Here is a 15,498-nt window from a genome sequence, read left to right on the forward strand (position 1 = left end):
TCATCGGCCAGGTCCGCTTCCCCCCCATCGGAGAACTCCCCTACCTCCTCACCCTCGCAGGCCACGGCTTCTACTGGTTCCGCCTACGCAAGGACGTCCCCGCCGCCACCAAGGTCAACCTGTTCGTCGGCAGTTGACACCTGGCCGCCACTGATCCGACGGCCGCCACGGAAAGGACGTGACGCCATGCCGAAGACCCAGACCGCCACGCTCCGCCCGGACAGCCTCGACTCCGCCGCGCTGCTCCCCTCGCTGTCGGGCCTGCTGCGCCACTGGCTGCCGCGCCAGCGGTGGTTCGCGGGCAAGGGGTGCGCCGTCACGGACCTGGCGCTCCTGTCGGTGACCGAACTGCGGCCGGACTGCCTGCATCTGCTCCTGCGCGCCGAACACGCCGAGCTGCCCGGGTCGGGACGGCCGGGCGGCGGCGCGGCCCATGACTGCTACCAACTCCTCCTCGGCATCAGGGAATCGCTGCCACCGCGGCTCGCCCCGGCAGCCGTCCTCGGCCGGGTGACCGAGGGGCCGCTCGCCGGACTGCTGGTGTACGACGCCCTGCAGGATCCGTGCTCGGCGTCTCTGCTCCTGGAACTGCTGCGCGCCCCGGGCACCACGGGCGCCCTGCGCTTCGAGAGCGACCGGCGCGTGGCGATCCCCTCCGGGCTCCAGCCGCGCCTTCTCGAAGCCGAGCAGTCCAACTCCTCGCTGGTGTACGGCGACACGTACATCCTGAAGATCTTCCGCCGAGTGCGGCCCGGCATCAACCCGGACCTGGAGGTGCCCTGGGCGCTGGCCCGTCAGGGCTGCACCCGGGTGCCCGCGCCGGTGGCCTGGTTCCGTACGTCGAGCCCGTGGGACGCGACGCTCGGCGTGCTCCAGCCGTTCCTGCCCGGCGGGGTCGACGGCTGGGCACTGGCGCTCACGGCCCTGGCGGCGGAACGTGACTTCACCGAGGAGGCGTACGAGATGGGGCGGGCCACGGCCGAGGTGCATCTGGCGCTCGCCGCCGCGTTCCCCGTCCAGTTCCAGGGCGCGCCCGAGAGCCGACGGCTGGCGTCCGGCATGGCCGGGCGGCTGCGGGACGCCACCCATGCCGTACCGGAACTGCTGCCGTACGCCTCCGGGTTGCGCTCGGCCTTCACCGAACTGGCCTCACTGGCCACGCCACGGCCCGCCCAGCGCATCCACGGCGATCTGCATCTCGGGCAGGTGCTGCGGGCGGAACGGCATTGGCACGTCATCGACTTCGAGGGCGAACCGGCGCGCCCGCTGCCCGAGCGGCGCCGCGCGCAGTCACCCGTACGCGATGTCGCGGGCATGCTCCGCTCCTTCGAGTACGCCGCCCACGCCCGCCGCCCCTGGCGCCCGGACTGGGCGCTGCGCTGCCGCGAGGCCTACTGCGCGGGCTACGCGGCCGAGGCCGGCTGGGACCCCCGGGCCGAACCGGAACTGCTGCGCGCCTACGAGACGGACCGTGCCGTGTACGAGGTCCTGTACGAGGCCCGGCACCGCCCCGACTGGCTGCCCGTGCCGATGGCGGCGATCGAGCGCCTCGCCGAACGCCCCGCCCTGAGGAGGCTGACACCGTGACCGCACCCCTCGCGGACCGACCACCCTTCACCTCGGCACGGCTGGCCACCCCGAGCCCCGCCCCCGTCGAGCAGGGGGACAGGGACCGGCTGCTGTCGGGAACCCACCACGATCCGCACGCGGTGCTCGGCGCGCACCCGGTGCCCGACGGGGTGGTCCTGCGGGTGCTGCGTCCCGGCGCGCTCTCGGTCACCGTCGTGATGGGCGACGCGTGGTGCGAGTTGTACGCCGACGGAGACGGCTTCTTCTCCGGGCTGCCGGCGCTGGCGGGCGTGCCGGACTACCGGCTTCTGGTGGCCTACGCGGACGGCGTGGTGGAGAGCGACGACTCCTACCGGTTCCTGCCGGCGTTGGGGGCGCGGGTGATGACGCACGCCGGGGTGTCGGGGCCCGGTTCACGGTGTGGGCGCCGAACGCCCGCGGAGTACGGGTGTGCGGGAGTTTCAACTTCTGGAACGGGACCGGGCACCCGATGCGGTCGCCCGCCTTCCTCTGCCACGACGCCACCGGTACCCTCCCCCCACTCACCACCCTCTGGCTCACACCAGCATGAACGCGTGCACCTCGGAAGCCGCGTAAGGAAAGTCGCGTACGGAATCCGCTTGAATTCACTCGGTAATCGCCCGGTAATGCGGCGGGAATTCCCGTGGGAATCGACGTGGAATTTGTTTGGCGCGGCGGTATTCGGGAATATGCCGGGCAGTGCTTCGGACAGGAGGCACGTCCGTGGGAGCCGGCCCATCAGGCCCCGGGTGTGCCCCGTGTGCGCGGTGAGCGCGTCCTCCCATGGCGACTGTCCCAGTCACCCCCCTGGGGAGTTGAGCACCATGCGCATCACCGTCAAAGCGAAGCAGCACCCGCACGACGACGCCCCCGACACCACCGCCGCCTTCGAACGTCTGCACGAGCTGGGTGAGGGACCGGAACGGCGGGCGCAGCGCGACGCCATCGTCCGGTCGTGGCTCCCCATGGCGGAGCGCATCGCCCGCCGCTACCGCGGCCGGGGCGAGTCCGTCGAGGACCTGTGCCAGGTCGCGGCGCTGGGCCTGGTCAAGGCGGTCGACCGCTACGAACCGGCGCGTGGCTACGCCTTCGAGAGCTATGCGATCCCGACCATCACCGGCGAGATAAAGCGCCACTTCCGCGACCACATGTGGGTGCTCCATGTGCCCCGCCGCGTCCAGGACCTGCGCAACCGGGTGCGTACGGCCATGAAGGAGATGTCGCAGGAGCCTCCGGGGCGCGGCCCGACCGTCGCCGAGATCGCCGCCTACGCGCAGCTGAGTGAGGACGACGTCCGGGTGGGGCTGGAGGCGATGGAGAGCTTCACCGCGCTCTCCCTGGACGCGGAGGTGTCGGGCAGCGACGACGGATACGCGCTCGGCGACGCCCTGGGCGACTCCGACTCGGGGTACGACCTGATAGTCGACCGCGAGGCCGTCAAACCGTGCCTGCGGGCCCTGCCGGAGCGTGAACGCACCATCCTCTACCTGCGCTACTTCCGAGGGATGACCCAGAGCCGCATCGCGGACCAGCTCGGCATCTCCCAGATGCACGTCTCACGTCTGCTGACCGGCTGCTGCGCGCGGGTGCGGGAGGAGGCCCTCGCCGACCGCTCCTGAGGGCGGACGGCTCCTGGGGCGGGGACGGCGCAGCCCGCGCGGCCGACGCCTGGGAAGGCGGGGCCGGCGGGCATCCGGCCGTCCGGTCCGCTCGCCGACCGGGCGGCCGTTTGCGGCGGGCTCACTGCCGAACCCTCCCGGGAACGGTTGGGCCAGTGTGCCGACACCTTCCGGACTATCCGCGAGGGGACTTTTGAAACACGGGGCCGCGGCGCGCAACGAGGTGGAACCGGAAGCCGATTGGCCCGGCGGGTCGGGCGGCACCCCCGGTCTCAGCGCGCCGGCGGATCCTCCGGAAGCTGCGCGGGACCGCAGCGGTCGAGGGTGTCCTCCAGGAGGGCGCGGAGATCCTCCGGCAGGCTTCCGCCCCGACCCCAGACGAGTATCATCTCCGCGACATTGCGCAGCTTGATGTTGGCGTGCTGGGAGACCTCGCGGAGCACCTCCCACCCCTGATCGGGGGTGACGTGCCCGAGGGCCACGAGCATCCCGATGGCCTGGTCCACGACCGCGTGCGAGGCCACCGCCTCCTTGAGCTGGCCGACCTCCTCCTCCAGCTGGAGGATCCGCGACGCCTCGGCGTTCGCGGTGGTGTCCGGCTCATCCTGTCCCGGACAGGCATTCGAGGTCATCGTTCCCTCCGGGTGGCCGTGGCGATCGACGAGGGCGAAGCCCTGTTCCTGCTCATCGTCACCATACGACCAGGTGCGCGCGAGCCGGGGGAAGGGGCACATCCGGACACGCGCGGTCCACGGCGCCCGGTGACGCCCCAACGGGCCAGCCCAACGCGCACGCCCGGTGACCTGCCGGTGCAATGGACCCGTGAGCACGCCCCCGCGGGACTGCCTCGCCCGCAACGACTGGATCTGCGGAGCCTATCTGCGCACCCGCCGCCACATCCTCCTGGACGCGGCGCTCCAGCATCTGCGGCTGACCGCCCTGTCCGTGCTCATCGGCCTCGCCGTGGCCGTCCCGCTCGCCCTGGCGGCCCGGCGCTGGAAGTGGGCCGCCCCGCCCGTCCTCGCCCTCACCACGGTCCTCTACACGATTCCCTCGCTGGCGATGTTCTCGCTGCTCCTGCCGCTGTACGGGCTCTCGGCGGCGCTGGTCGTCGCCGGTCTCGTGCTCTACTCGCTGACCCTGCTCGTACGGAACATCCTCGCCGGGCTGCGGGCCGTTCCCGAGGAGACCCGGCAGGCCGCCCGCGGCCTCGGATACGGTCCCGTCCGGCTGCTGCTCACCGTCGAGCTGCCGCTCGCCCTGCCCGCCGCCATGGCCGGCCTGCGCATCGCCACCGTCTCGGCCGTCTCCCTGGTCACGGTGGGGGCCATCGTCGGCTTCGGCGGCCTCGGGAACCTGATCTACGCGGGCATGAACACCTACTTCAAGGCGCAGGTGCTGACCGCGTCCGTCCTGTGCGTGGTGATCGCGGTGGCGGCCGATCTGCTGCTCCTCGGGGTCCAGTGGCTGATCACCCCCTGGGCCAGGGGGAGACGCCGATGAGGACGCTCGGCGACACCTGGCGCTGGCTCACCGACCCCGCGCACTGGGCGGGCGACGACGGCATCGGGCACCGGCTGGCGCAGCACGCCCTCCTGACCTGCGGGTGCCTCGTGATCAGCTGCCTGATCGCCCTGCCGGTCGCCCTGGTCCTCGGGCACCTCGGCAAAGGAGGCGCGCTCGCGATCAACATCTCCAACATCGGCCGTGCGATCCCCACCTTCGCCGTGCTGGTGCTCCTTCTGCTCACCCCCGTCGGTGCCTGGGGCCAGGGACCGACCGTCGTCGCCCTCGTGCTGTTCGCCGTGCCCCCGCTGCTCACCAACGCGTACGTCGGCATGCGGGAGGTCGACCGCGACGTGGTGCGGGCGGCGCGGGGGATGGGCATGACCGGGCGGCAGGCGCTGATGCGGGTGGAACTGCCCCTGTCCCTCCCCATGCTCCTGAACGGGGTACGGCTCGCGGCGGTGCAACTCGTCGCGACCGCCACCCTCGCCGCGCTCGCGGGGGGCGGGGGACTGGGCCGCATCATCACCGCGGGTTTCAACCTGGCCAGTACGCCACAGGTCGTGGCCGGGGCCGTCCTGGTGGCCGTGTTCGCGCTGGCCGTGGAAGGAGCCTTCGAGACCGTCGAGAGGCTGGTGCCGCGCCGGTCGGGAGGCCCGCGGTGAGGCGGCGGGCTGCGCTCGTGTGCCTGCTGCTGGTCTGCGGGTGCGCCTCCGGCCCCTCGCTGGAGACCCGCGACCGGGTCACCGCGCCCCCCGGTGACAGCCGGCATCTGACCGTGGGATCCGCCGGGTTCACCGGCAGCGACCTGCTCGCCCACATGTACGCGCTGCTGCTGGACCAGGCCGGCTACACGACGTCCCTGACCACCGTCGCCAACCGCGAACTGTACGAACCCGCCCTGGAGTCGGGGCAGATCGATGTCGTCCCGGAGTACGCGGCCACCTTCGCCGACTGGCTGAACGCCAAGACCCATGGCGCGCGGGCCGCTCCGGTCGGCTCGCCCGACCTGGCCGCCACCATGAAGGCCCTGCGCAGCCTGGCCGCACCCCGCGGACTCACGGTGCTCGACCCGGGCCGTGCCATGGACCAGAACGCCTTCGCCGTCAGCCGGGCCTACGCCCGCCGGCACCGTCTGAGGACGCTGAGCGACCTCGGGCGTTCAGGGCTGCGGGTGCGGCTCGCGGCCGGCGACGAATGCGTACGGCGGGCGTACTGCGCACCGGGTCTGAAGGCGGTGTACGGCATCGACATCACCGGTGTCGACCCCAAGGGCGTCGGCACCACCCCGGCCAAGCGCGCCGTGCAGGGCGGCCAGGACCAGATGGTGCTCACCACCACGACGGACGCGACACTCGACGACTTCGGCCTGGTCCTGCTCGACGACGACAGGCATCTGCAGAACGCGGACCACGTCGTCCCGGTCGTCAACCGCTCCCGCGCCGGCGCCGCGCGCGCCACCAGGGCACTCGACGCCCTCAACGCGGTCCTCACCACACAGGACCTGACCTCGCTGACCAGGCAGGTGGACGACTGGCGGCGCCTGCCCGAGGACGTGGCCCGCACCTACCTCCGGGACAAGGGCCTGCTGAGGTGACGGCGTCCTCAGCCGACCGCCGGGGTGGGGGAGGGGGAGGCGGTCCGGATGTTCAGGTCGGGGCGGGGGGTGAGGACGACCATCGGGGCACCCGGCTGCGGCGGGGGCGGGGTGACCTGGTCCTTCGGGAGCTTCGGCGGAGTGCTCTGCTGGAACAGCACCTGCTCGAAGTCGACCGTGCCCGTCTTCTCCAGCACGGTGATGTGGTCCAGGACGGTGTCGTTGGCCAGGTCGGCGAGCTGCCGTACCAGCGTGTTCTTGGTGGTGGCCCGGACCTTGGCGATGGCCGGGAAGATCTGGCCGTGCGTGATCCGCATGATGGTGGCGGCGGTGCTGTCGAACTCCTTGCCGGAGGCGGCCGAGGACGTCGCCACGAACTGCTGCTGCTGCGGGGTGGCCTGGTTGGGCAGGGTGACGCCCAGCTCCGGGGCGATCTTCCGGCACATCGCGTCCAGCCCCGCATGCCCCACGATCAGGTGCTTGCCCGCCTCCCGCATCTGAGGCGTGGAGCCCTTGCGCAGCGCGATCTCGCCCAACGGGTACTCCCACAGTCCGGCGGACCGCACCTTGACCACGAAGTCCCGGTCGGTCTCGGTGAGCGGGCCGTAGCGGGTGTCGGCGATGACCCGGTCCGGTGAGCTGGACGCGGTCTGCACGCCGAGCATGGCGGGGTAGACGAGGGCGGCGACGGTCAGTCCCAGCGCACCGGCCACGAAGACGGTTCCTGCCATGCTGCGGGAGATGGGCATGCTGCCTCCATGAGCGAACGTTCCTACGCCCCTGGATACGTACGCCGAGCCCGGATCGATCACTCCCCGGCAAAATTTCTTCAAGCCCCGGCAAAGCCCGGTGGGGGTGCGGTGCCGACGACCCGGGGTCGGGGCGTATCCCCGTCACACGGTCCGCCGTACGTGGTCGCGCACCACCCCGCCCGCCCCGAGGTCCCCGGACCCCACCCACCCGCACAGCTCCCCGTCCTCGTCGACCACCACCGCCCACCGCACCCCCTGCCCCCGCATCCGCCCCACCGCCCGCCCGGCGGTGTCGTCGAGCCGTACGACGGCCGGCCGCCGCGGCTCGCGGTCCGTGCCCAGGAAGCGGGCGACCTCCGGCGTCGCGGGCGCCCCCAGCACCGTGCCCGGCGTGTCGAACTGCGCGATCCGGCCCTGCCCGTACACTGCGACCCGGTCGCCGAGCCGCACCGCCTCACCGATGTCGTGCGTCACGAGCAGCACCGTCCTGCGCAGCGTGGACTGCATCCGCAGGAACTCGTCCTGCAGTTGCTCCCGCACCACGGGGTCGACCGCCCCGAACGGCTCGTCCATCAGCAGCACCGGCGGATCCGCCGCCAACGCCCTCGCCACCCCCACCCGTTGCCGCTGCCCGCCCGACAACTGGTCCGGGTAGCGCGGCCCGTACGTCGCGGGGTCCAGGCCCACCAGGGAGAGCAACTCGGCCGCGCGCTCCCGGGCCTTCGCTTTCCTCCAGCCGAGCAGGGAGGGCACGGTCGCCGTGTTGTCCAGCACGGTCCGGTGCGGGAACAGGCCCACCTGCTGGATCACATAGCCGATCCGGCGCCGCAGCCGTACCGGGTCGAGAGCCGCGACGTCCTCGCCGTCCACGAGGACCCTTCCGGCGGTGGGCTCGATGAGCCGGTTCACCATCATCATCGTGGTCGTCTTGCCGCAGCCCGACGGCCCCACGAGCGCGACCAGCTCGCCCTCGGCCACCTCGAAGGACAGATCCGCCACGGCCGTCGTGCCGTCCGGATAGCGCTTGGTGACCGCCTCGAACCGGATCATCCCCTCACGCTAGCCGCGGCGCCCGCTCCCCGCTCACCAGCACCACCTCCAGGGTGCGCGGACCGTGCACCCCCTCCACCCGGTCCAACTCGATGTCACTCGTCGCGGACGGCCCCGAGATCCAGGTCAGCGGGCGGGTCGCGGCGAGCCGCTCCAGCGCCTGCGGGACGGAGTCCACGACCTGGTCGGGCACCCGTACGACGCACACGTGGTGGTCGGGGACCAGGGTGATGCGGCGGCGGCCCTGGTCGGGCGAGCCGTCCAGGACGAGGGTCCCGGTCTCGGCCACCGCGACCGCGCAGCCGGTGACCACGCTGTCGACCAGGTCCAGTTCGCGAGGGGTGCTCTCCAGGCGGTCGGGAACCCGCTCGACGCCGGTCAGCCAGTGGGACGGCAGCCCCGGCGGCACCAGCACGGTCCGTGCGCCGCGCGCGGCGAGCAGCCGCGCCAGCACGCCGGGCAGCCCGGGGCCGTCGGCGCGGTGCACGATCGCCCGGTAGTCCGCCAGGTTCTCCGCCAGCAGTTCCACCGTCTCCCGGGCGGTGCGCTCACCGTGCCGGCGCAGGTAGTCCCGGGACACGGCACGCGCATACGGCGGGTCGTCCGCCGCGTCGCCGTCCCCGGTGCCCGCGAGCGCGCGCCGCACCCGGCCGAGCACCAGCTCCCTGCCGTTCATCGCGGTCCTCCTCCGCTCTCCTCGCGTGTGCGCCGCCACCAGTCCCGGAAGGGTTCCGCGGGCAGCGGGGGCAGATCCCGGCTCGCGCTCCACGCCCGTCCGGGGCCCGGCAGCGTCCGAGGCGCGAAGCGACGCGACCGGGACGCCATCCGCTGACCCGCGCGCAGAACCCCCGGATGGCTGAACGCCCAGCGGGCCGCCCGCATCGCCGCCCGCTCGGCGGCATGCCCCTTGGCAGGCCGCAGCACCACCTTGTTGCCCGCCCGGGTCACGGGCCCGCCCTCCACCACCCGCTCCCTCAGGTGCACCAGCACCTCGGGGATGTCGATCGCCACCGGGCACACCTCGTAGCACGCGCCGCAGAGCGAGGAGGCGTACGGCAGCGAGGCGTCGATCTCGCTCCGCGTGCCGCGCAGTTGCGGGCTGAGGATGGCGCCGATCGGGCCGGGGTACACCGAGCCGTAGGCGTGGCCGCCCGCCCTCTCGTACACGGGGCAGACGTTCAGGCAGGCCGAGCAGCGGATGCAGCGCAGCGCCTGGCGCCCGACCCGGTCGGCGAGGGTGTCGGTGCGGCCGTTGTCGAGCAGGACCAGGTGGAAGCTCCGCGGGCCGTCGCCGTCCGGATCGTCCACCGTCCCCGTCCACATGCTCGTGTACGGGTTCATGCGCTCGGCGGTGGAGGAGCGGGGCAGCGTCTGCAGGAACACCTCCAGGTCCCGCCAGGTCGGCACGACCTTCTCGATGCCGACGACCGCGATCAGTGTCTCGGGCAGGGTGAGGCACATCCGCCCGTTGCCCTCCGACTCGACGACGACCAGGGTGCCGGTCTCGGCGACCATGAAGTTGGCACCGCAGACGCCCACCTTCGCGCGCAGGAACTTCTCCCGCAGGTGGAGTCGGGCCGCCTCGGCCAGTTCGGCCGGCGAGTCGGTGAGGCCCTCGGGTGCCGGCCGGCCCCAGTCGCCCATCTCGGAGGCGAAGATGTCGCGGATCTCCCCGCGGTTGCGGTGGATCGCGGGGACCAGGATGTGGGAGGGCCGGTCCCGGCCCAACTGCACGATCAGTTCGGCGAGATCGGTCTCGTACGCCCGGATGCCCCGCGCCCGCAGCGCCTCGTTGAGGCCGATCTCCTGGGTGGCCATCGACTTGACCTTGACGACCTCCGACTCGCCGGTCGCCCTGACCAGGTCGCCCACGATCCGGTTGGCCTCCTCCGCGTCGGCGGCCCAGTGCACGACGCCGCCGGCGGCGGTCACCGCCTCCTCCAACTGCACCAGGTAGCGGTCCAGGTGGCGCAGTGTGTGGTCCTTGATCTGCCGTCCCGCCTCGCGCAGCGCCGCCCAGTCGGACAGCTCCGCGACCGCCTGGGCGCGCTTGGCGCGGATGGTGTGCGTGGCGTGCCGCAGATTGCCGCGCAGGGTCGTGTCCCGGACCGCCTCCCGTGCCGCCTCGGGGAACGCGGGCATGCCGAGGAACGTCCCGCTCATGCGCGGACCTCCTGGCCGTCGAGGCGGCTCATCCCCATGGCTCCTCCTCCGTGCTCGCCAGGATCTCCGCGATGTGCACCGGGCGCATCCCCGCCTCCATCCGTGCCATCGTGCCGCCGAGGTGCATCAGGCAGGAACTGTCGGCAGCGCACAGCACCTCGGCGCCCGTGGACCGGGCGGCGCGGACCTTGTCGGCCCCCATGGCGGCCGAGACGTCCGGGTTCTTCACCGCGAACGTGCCGCCGAAGCCGCAGCACTCCTCGGCGCCCGGCAACTCGGCCAACTCCAGCCCCCGCACGGCCCGCAGCAGCCGCGCCGGACGGTCGCCCAGGCCGAGTCCGCGCAGTCCGTGGCACGTCGGGTGGTAGGTCACCCGGTGCGGGTAGTAGGCGCCCACGTCCGTCACGTCGAGCACGTCCACCAGGAACTCGGTGAGTTCGAAGGTCTTGGGGACCACGGGGGCCAGGGCGTCCGCGAGGGACTCTCCCCGCCCTTCCTCCCGCGCCCGCCGGCCCAGGCGCGGATACAGCTCCCTCACCATCGCCGCGCAGGAGCCGGACGGGGTCACGACGGCGTCGTACTCCCGGAAGACGTCGGCGTACCTCACCGCGAGCGGCTCCGCCTGGCGGCGGTATCCGGTGTTGTAGTGGGCCTGCCCGCAACAGGTCTGCGCCATCGGGAAGTCGACGTCCACGCCCAGCCTGGTCAGCAGCCTCACCACGGCCCGGCCGGTGTCCGGACAGAGCGTGTCGTTGACGCAGGTGAGGAACAGAGCGACACGCATCGCGCCCCCGCTGGTCGATCGACGGACGAGTGCAGGGTAGTCGGTCGGTGCGCCCTGGTGCCGGACACGGCGCGGCGAGCCGGGCCCGGGCGTTCCACCGCGCCCCGGGGAGCCGTTCGAGACGTGTTCGCCCCGCATGGGCGGGTTCGCCGTAGGGGTGGTGACGGTAATGTGAAGACAGCCCGCCGCTTCTAGCCGCTTCGCTTCCTGGAGGTCCCCGCTCGATGACCCAGTCGGTGGGTATCAAGGACGTCGCCCGCGCCGCCGGAGTCTCCGTGGGCACGGTCTCGAACGTCATCAACCGCCCCGAGACGGTCGCGACCGAGACCCGGGCCCGGGTGCAGTCCGCGATCGACCGGCTCGGCTATGTGCGCAGCGAGTCGGCGCGCCAGCTGCGGGCCGGCCGCAGCCGGATCATGGGGCTGCTCGTCCTGGACATGGGAAACCCGTTCTTCGTGGACGTGGCCCGCGGCGCCGAGCGTGCCGCCCGCGGCGCGGGGCTCGGCGTGATGGTCTGCAACAGTGCGCAGAACCCCGCCGAGGAGGCCGACTACCTGGCGCTCTTCGCGGAGCAGCGGGTGCGTGGGGTCCTGCTCACCCCGGCCGACGCCACCGGCCGCAACATCGAGGCGTTCCGGCGCCACGGCATCCCGTTCGTGCTGGTGGACCGGGTGGCGGAGGGCACCACCGAGTGCTCGGTGTCGGTCGACGACATCGCGGGCGGCGCCCTGGCCGTACGGCATCTGATCGACGCCGGGCACCGCTCCCTCGCCTACGTCAGCGGGCCTCCCGGGCTCCACCAGGTCCGGGACCGTCGGACGGGCGCCCTGAACGCGCTGGCCGAGGCGGGGCTCGGCCCCGAGGTGCTGCGGGAGCTGCCCACCGAGCGCCTCGACGTCGCGGCGGGCCGGGACGCCGGTGCCCGGCTCCTCGGGCTCGTGCGGCGTCCGAGCGCCGTCTTCTGCGCCAACGACCTGCTCGCGCTCGGCGTGCTCCAGGCGATGTACGCGGCGGGTGTCAGCGTTCCCGACGAACTCGCCATCGTCGGCTACGACGACATCGAGTTCGCGGCGGCGGCCGCCGTCCCGCTCACGTCCGTACGGCAGCCCGCCATCACCATGGGCACGCTCGCCGCGGAGCTGCTGCTGGAGGAGACGGCGGCGCGCCCCGGGGCGCGCGCGCACGAGCACCGACGGGTCGTGCTCCAGCCGGAACTGGTCGTACGCCGCTCCAGTCTCGTGCCGCGCCAGGCTCCCTGACGCGTGGCACCGGGCGCGGGCGGCGTGCTTGGATCGGTGCGGCACCCGCGCGGGGCGGGTCGGGGAGACGGGGGACCGATGGGGGACGAGGATCTGCTGGCCGAGCGCTTCGAGGAGCACCGTGGGCAGCTGCGCGCCGTGGCCTACCGGATGCTGGGCTCGCTGAGCGAGGCGGAGGACGCGGTCCAGGAGGCCTGGCTGCGGCTCGGCCGCACCGACCTGGCCCAGGTGCGCAATCTCGGGGGGTGGCTCACCACGGTCGTCGGCCGGATCTGCCTCGACACGCTCCGTTTCCGCGGCGCGCACCGCGAGGAACCCCTCACGGACACCTTCGTGCCGGACCCGGTCGTCACCGACCTGGGGCGGGTCGACCCGGAGGGCGAGGCGCTGTTGGCCGACTCGGTCGGGATCGCCCTGCTCGTGGTGCTCCAGGCGCTGGATCCCGCCGAGCGGCTGGCCTTCGTGCTGCACGACATGTTCGCGGTGCCCTTCGAGGACATCGCGCCCATCGTGGACCGCACGACCGCCGCGACCCGGCAGCTGGCGAGCCGCGCCCGCCGCAGGGTCCGCGGCGCGCAGCCCGCGGCCGACCCGGATCTCGGCCGGCAGCGGGAGGCCGTGGAGGCGTTCCTCGCGGCGTCCCGCGCGGGCGACTTCGAGGCCCTGGTCGCCGTCCTGGACCCGGACGTCGTCCTGCGCGCGGACTCGGGACCTCTGGTCACCGGTCTCGCCGCGTCCAAGGTGGCCCGCGGCGCGGAGACCGTGGCCAGGGGCGCGTTCCTGTTCCGGCAGTACTCCCCGCACGCGCGGCTCGTGCTGGTCAACGGCGCGATCGGGGTCGTCACGGCGCCCGAGGGCCGGGCGATGTCGGTCATGACCGCCACCGTGGCGAACGGCAGGATCACCGCCCTCTACATCCTGTCGGACCCCGAGCGCCTGAAGCGGCTGGACCTTCCGACGGCGGCGTGATCGCACGTCCTCGCCCGCGTGTCCGTCCGCGACCTCGGATCGCCGTGGGCATGAGCTTGGCGCGCACCTCGAACTCCGATAAGTTAGGCAAGGCTTACCTAAGGAGGTTGGGATGGCTGACCGTCATGCCTGGACGGCCGCGCCCTCCGCGGCCCAGCGTGCCCGCTCGGTGTCGGCCGTGGCGTCGTCCTGCGCGGTGACCGCGGAGAGCGGGCGGGAAGAGCTGATCGCCGCGCACACCGTCACCGAGGACGGCCGGATGCTGCTGCGCCCGCCCGCGGACAGCGTGCTGTTCACCGCCGCGATCTGCACACCGCGCTCGGAGCCGTGCGCCGTGCTGGAGTTCGCCGATGTGGCGCCCGTCCCCATGCGGTCCCGCATCCGTGCCCGACTCTGGCTGGCCGGCCGCCTCGTGCGCGAGGACGACCGGCTCGCCTTCGAACCGACCCGGGTGGCGCTGCGCCGCTCGAACGGTGTCGCCGTGGTGGATCTCCAGGAGTACGCCACCGCCGAGCCCGACCCGCTCGCCGAGGCCGAGGCCCGGCTGCTCACCCATCTGGCCGACGCCCACCCGGACGCCGTCGAACGGCTCGCCGGCCTCGTCGACCCCGACTGCCTGCAGGGCGCCGTCCGCGTACGGCCGCTGGCCGTCGACCGCCATGGCCTGACCCTGCGCGTCGAACGGGCCGGGGACCACGGCGACGCCCGGTTGACGTTCCATCAGCCCGCCGAGGACGTGGCCCAGCTGACCGAGCGCATGCAGGTGCTGCTCGCCCAGGCGGGACGGGCCGCCTGCCCCCGTGCGCTCCAGCGGCAGCGCACGGACGACGAGTGGTGAGGTGAACGGCCGGCGCGCGGTCTCTACGGTGAACGCCCGGGCGGGGTCGCGCGGTTGCGGCCGCCCGGCCACAGCCCGCGCAGCCGTGCGAGGCGCGGGGTGCCGACGAGGTCCCGCAGCCTGGCCAGGCGCGGGTTGCGCTCGCGCTGTTCGCGGCCGCTGCGGTCCAACTCCTCCAGCAGGCGGCGGGTGCGGTGCTCCGTGTCCAGCTCGTCCAGGATGCGGTTGACCTCGGTCAGGACCGCGCCGTGGAACTGCCACTGGCGGGGGTCGTGCCGGACCTCCTCCAGCAGCAGCCGGGCCAGGGCGTCGCGGGTCGCGCCCGCCGTGGCCAGTTCCTCGGCCAGTCGGCTCTCCGCCGACTCGGCGCTGCGGCTGACGTCCGTCGTCACCAGCACCGCGAAGCTGACCACCGCGTCGCCGATCTCGGACAGCAGCCGCCCGAGGACGGGCCCGATCTCGGGTCCGAACAGGGGCTTGGGCTCCCGTGCCTTGGCGAGGTCGGCGAGTGTGCGGGCGATCACCCGCAGCACGACCGTGACGATCTCCAGTGTGTCGAGGCCGGTACGCAGCACGATGCGGTGCAGCAGGCCCTCGCGGACCCGGGGGTTGAGCTTGAGGCTGTCCTCCGCCTGCCGCAGCGCCGCGTCCACCTCGACGATCTCGTGGTCGAGCCGGCGCGCCTCGTACAGCCTCGCGGTCGCCTGAACGGGGGGCGCGGTGCCCGTGGCGTCCTCCGCGACCCTCAGCATCAGCTGGCGCACCCGGCGGGCGAGGCCCTCGATGGACTCACCGGCGACCCCCACCCACACGGGGGGCGCGAAGAACAGGTTGGTCCCCAGGCCCACCGCGGCGCCGATCAGGGTCTCCAGGACCCGCGCCCAGGCCGCGCCGCCCACCTGGGTCACCCCGAGGATCAGCATCGCGCTGATCGCCACCTCGGGCACGAACTCGTGGACGCGCACCAGATGGCCGACGGCCAGCGAGGCGAGGATCACGAGGGCGAGGCTCCACCAGGTCAGGCCGACCAGGCCGCTGAACCCGATGGCGATGACGACACCGGCGACGACGGAGTTGACCCGCCGCACCCCGCTCGTGATCGTCGCGTACAGGGTCACCTGGACGACCAGCAGGGCGGTCAGCGGGGCCGTCAGGGGAGCGGGCTCCGGGCTGACGCGTACGGCGATCACGTACGCCACGGTCGCGGCCGCGGTCGAACGCACCGCCTGGACGACCTCGGGCAGCCGACGCCACCTCGCGATCCGCTCCCTGACCTGGCTCAGGATCCCCGAGAGGGCCGCGGCCCTCGTGTCACGCACATCTCGCATCCCTTGGGCCCTTCCCGCTCACCCGGTCCCTGAACGTACCCGC

General features: G+C 73.0%; 14 protein-coding genes and 2 pseudogenes. 9 read left to right on the top strand and 7 right to left on the bottom strand.

The features are described from left to right. The first annotated feature begins 186 nt into the window (after nt 1-186). The 3 genes and pseudogenes from AB0C59_RS17865 to AB0C59_RS17875 all read left to right on the top strand — a co-directional run bounded on the left by AB0C59_RS17865 (nt 187) and on the right by AB0C59_RS17875 (nt 3,209). A complete protein-coding gene (locus AB0C59_RS17865; RefSeq protein WP_363005492.1) occupies nt 187-1,587 on the top strand; it encodes a maltokinase in 1,401 nt (466 codons plus the stop codon). A gap of 41 nt (nt 1,588-1,628) precedes the next feature. After that, a pseudogene (locus AB0C59_RS17870) lies at nt 1,629-2,068 on the top strand (1,4-alpha-glucan branching enzyme); the annotation flags it as partial. 346 nt (nt 2,069-2,414) lie between these two features. Then, nucleotides 2,415-3,209: a SigB/SigF/SigG family RNA polymerase sigma factor gene (locus AB0C59_RS17875; RefSeq protein ID WP_363005494.1), complete on the top strand. Its 795-nt coding sequence runs from the start codon at nt 2,415-2,417 to the stop codon at nt 3,207-3,209. A 272-nt stretch (nt 3,210-3,481) separates the two neighbouring features. Here AB0C59_RS17875 and AB0C59_RS17880 read toward each other — a convergent pair whose 3' ends face one another. Next, the gene (locus AB0C59_RS17880) at nt 3,482-3,841 is read right to left on the bottom strand and encodes an ANTAR domain-containing protein (protein ID WP_363005496.1); all 360 of its coding nucleotides are present in this window, start codon (nt 3,839-3,841) and stop codon (nt 3,482-3,484) included. Nucleotides 3,842-4,031: 190 nt separating this feature from the next. Between AB0C59_RS17880 and AB0C59_RS17885 the strand changes: the two genes are divergently transcribed. The 3 genes from AB0C59_RS17885 to AB0C59_RS17895 are packed head-to-tail and all read left to right on the top strand — an operon-like array spanning nt 4,032 to nt 6,312. Beyond that, a complete protein-coding gene (locus AB0C59_RS17885) occupies nt 4,032-4,712 on the top strand; it encodes an ABC transporter permease (protein WP_363005498.1) in 681 nt (226 codons plus the stop codon). After that, a complete protein-coding gene (locus AB0C59_RS17890; RefSeq protein WP_363005500.1) occupies nt 4,709-5,380 on the top strand; it encodes an ABC transporter permease subunit in 672 nt (223 codons plus the stop codon). Before AB0C59_RS17885 ends, AB0C59_RS17890 begins: the two co-directional genes overlap by 4 nt. Then, nucleotides 5,377-6,312, top strand: a complete 936-nt coding sequence (locus AB0C59_RS17895; RefSeq protein WP_363005502.1) for an ABC transporter substrate-binding protein — start codon at nt 5,377-5,379, stop codon at nt 6,310-6,312. Before AB0C59_RS17890 ends, AB0C59_RS17895 begins: the two co-directional genes overlap by 4 nt. 8 nt (nt 6,313-6,320) lie before the next feature. Here AB0C59_RS17895 and AB0C59_RS17900 read toward each other — a convergent pair whose 3' ends face one another. The 5 genes and pseudogenes from AB0C59_RS17900 to AB0C59_RS17920 form a co-directional block, all read right to left on the bottom strand. After that, complete coding sequence (locus tag AB0C59_RS17900) at nt 6,321-7,061, bottom strand: DUF4142 domain-containing protein (protein ID WP_363005504.1); 741 nt, start codon at nt 7,059-7,061, stop codon at nt 6,321-6,323. Nucleotides 7,062-7,226: 165 nt separating this feature from the next. Beyond that, nucleotides 7,227-8,114, bottom strand: a pseudogene (locus tag AB0C59_RS17905) (ATP-binding cassette domain-containing protein); the annotation flags it as partial. Nucleotides 8,115-8,118: 4 nt separating this feature from the next. Beyond that, nucleotides 8,119-8,790 carry an LUD domain-containing protein gene (locus AB0C59_RS17910; protein ID WP_363005506.1) on the bottom strand — a complete coding sequence of 224 codons (672 nt, stop codon included), beginning with the start codon at nt 8,788-8,790 and terminating at the stop codon, nt 8,119-8,121. Further along, entirely contained in the window at nt 8,787-10,277 is a 1,491-nt protein-coding gene (locus tag AB0C59_RS17915) for a LutB/LldF family L-lactate oxidation iron-sulfur protein (protein ID WP_363005508.1), read from the bottom strand. Before AB0C59_RS17915 ends, AB0C59_RS17910 begins: the two co-directional genes overlap by 4 nt. A gap of 28 nt (nt 10,278-10,305) precedes the next feature. Beyond that, nucleotides 10,306-11,061: a (Fe-S)-binding protein gene (locus AB0C59_RS17920; RefSeq protein ID WP_363005510.1), complete on the bottom strand. Its 756-nt coding sequence runs from the start codon at nt 11,059-11,061 to the stop codon at nt 10,306-10,308. A 224-nt stretch (nt 11,062-11,285) separates the two neighbouring features. Between AB0C59_RS17920 and AB0C59_RS17925 the strand changes: the two genes are divergently transcribed. The 3 genes from AB0C59_RS17925 to AB0C59_RS17935 all read left to right on the top strand — a co-directional run bounded on the left by AB0C59_RS17925 (nt 11,286) and on the right by AB0C59_RS17935 (nt 14,127). Beyond that, the gene (locus AB0C59_RS17925; protein WP_363005512.1) at nt 11,286-12,320 is read left to right on the top strand and encodes a LacI family DNA-binding transcriptional regulator; all 1,035 of its coding nucleotides are present in this window, start codon (nt 11,286-11,288) and stop codon (nt 12,318-12,320) included. Nucleotides 12,321-12,398: 78 nt separating this feature from the next. Next, a complete protein-coding gene (gene sigJ, locus AB0C59_RS17930) occupies nt 12,399-13,289 on the top strand; it encodes an RNA polymerase sigma factor SigJ (RefSeq protein ID WP_363005514.1) in 891 nt (296 codons plus the stop codon). Nucleotides 13,290-13,401: 112 nt separating this feature from the next. After that, nucleotides 13,402-14,127, top strand: coding sequence for a DUF2470 domain-containing protein (locus AB0C59_RS17935; protein WP_363005517.1), 726 nt, complete (start codon nt 13,402-13,404; stop codon nt 14,125-14,127). 23 nt (nt 14,128-14,150) lie between these two features. Here AB0C59_RS17935 and AB0C59_RS17940 read toward each other — a convergent pair whose 3' ends face one another. Beyond that, the gene (locus tag AB0C59_RS17940) at nt 14,151-15,455 is read right to left on the bottom strand and encodes an aromatic acid exporter family protein (protein ID WP_363005519.1); all 1,305 of its coding nucleotides are present in this window, start codon (nt 15,453-15,455) and stop codon (nt 14,151-14,153) included. Nucleotides 15,456-15,498: the final 43 nt, after the last annotated feature.

The sequence above is a fragment of the Streptomyces sp. NPDC048664 genome, assembly GCF_040650555.1.
Lineage (GTDB): Bacteria > Actinomycetota > Actinomycetes > Streptomycetales > Streptomycetaceae > Streptomyces.

Excerpts from the sequence above, each read along its gene's own strand:
- AB0C59_RS17875 (WP_363005494.1), top strand. The coding sequence starts at position 2,415 with ATGCGCATCACCGTCAAAGCGAAGCAGCACCCGCACGACGACGCCCCC.
- AB0C59_RS17935 (WP_363005517.1), top strand. The coding sequence starts at position 13,402 with ATGGCTGACCGTCATGCCTGGACGGCCGCGCCCTCCGCGGCCCAGCGT.
- AB0C59_RS17925 (WP_363005512.1), top strand. The coding sequence starts at position 11,286 with ATGACCCAGTCGGTGGGTATCAAGGACGTCGCCCGCGCCGCCGGAGTC.
- AB0C59_RS17915 (WP_363005508.1), bottom strand. The coding sequence starts at position 10,277 with ATGAGCGGGACGTTCCTCGGCATGCCCGCGTTCCCCGAGGCGGCACGG.
- sigJ (WP_363005514.1), top strand. The coding sequence starts at position 12,399 with ATGGGGGACGAGGATCTGCTGGCCGAGCGCTTCGAGGAGCACCGTGGG.
- AB0C59_RS17890 (WP_363005500.1), top strand. The coding sequence starts at position 4,709 with ATGAGGACGCTCGGCGACACCTGGCGCTGGCTCACCGACCCCGCGCAC.
- AB0C59_RS17910 (WP_363005506.1), bottom strand. The coding sequence starts at position 8,790 with ATGAACGGCAGGGAGCTGGTGCTCGGCCGGGTGCGGCGCGCGCTCGCG.
- AB0C59_RS17865 (WP_363005492.1), top strand. The coding sequence starts at position 187 with ATGCCGAAGACCCAGACCGCCACGCTCCGCCCGGACAGCCTCGACTCC.
- AB0C59_RS17900 (WP_363005504.1), bottom strand. The coding sequence starts at position 7,061 with ATGCCCATCTCCCGCAGCATGGCAGGAACCGTCTTCGTGGCCGGTGCG.
- AB0C59_RS17920 (WP_363005510.1), bottom strand. The coding sequence starts at position 11,061 with ATGCGTGTCGCTCTGTTCCTCACCTGCGTCAACGACACGCTCTGTCCG.
- AB0C59_RS17940 (WP_363005519.1), bottom strand. The coding sequence starts at position 15,455 with ATGCGAGATGTGCGTGACACGAGGGCCGCGGCCCTCTCGGGGATCCTG.
- AB0C59_RS17880 (WP_363005496.1), bottom strand. The coding sequence starts at position 3,841 with ATGACCTCGAATGCCTGTCCGGGACAGGATGAGCCGGACACCACCGCG.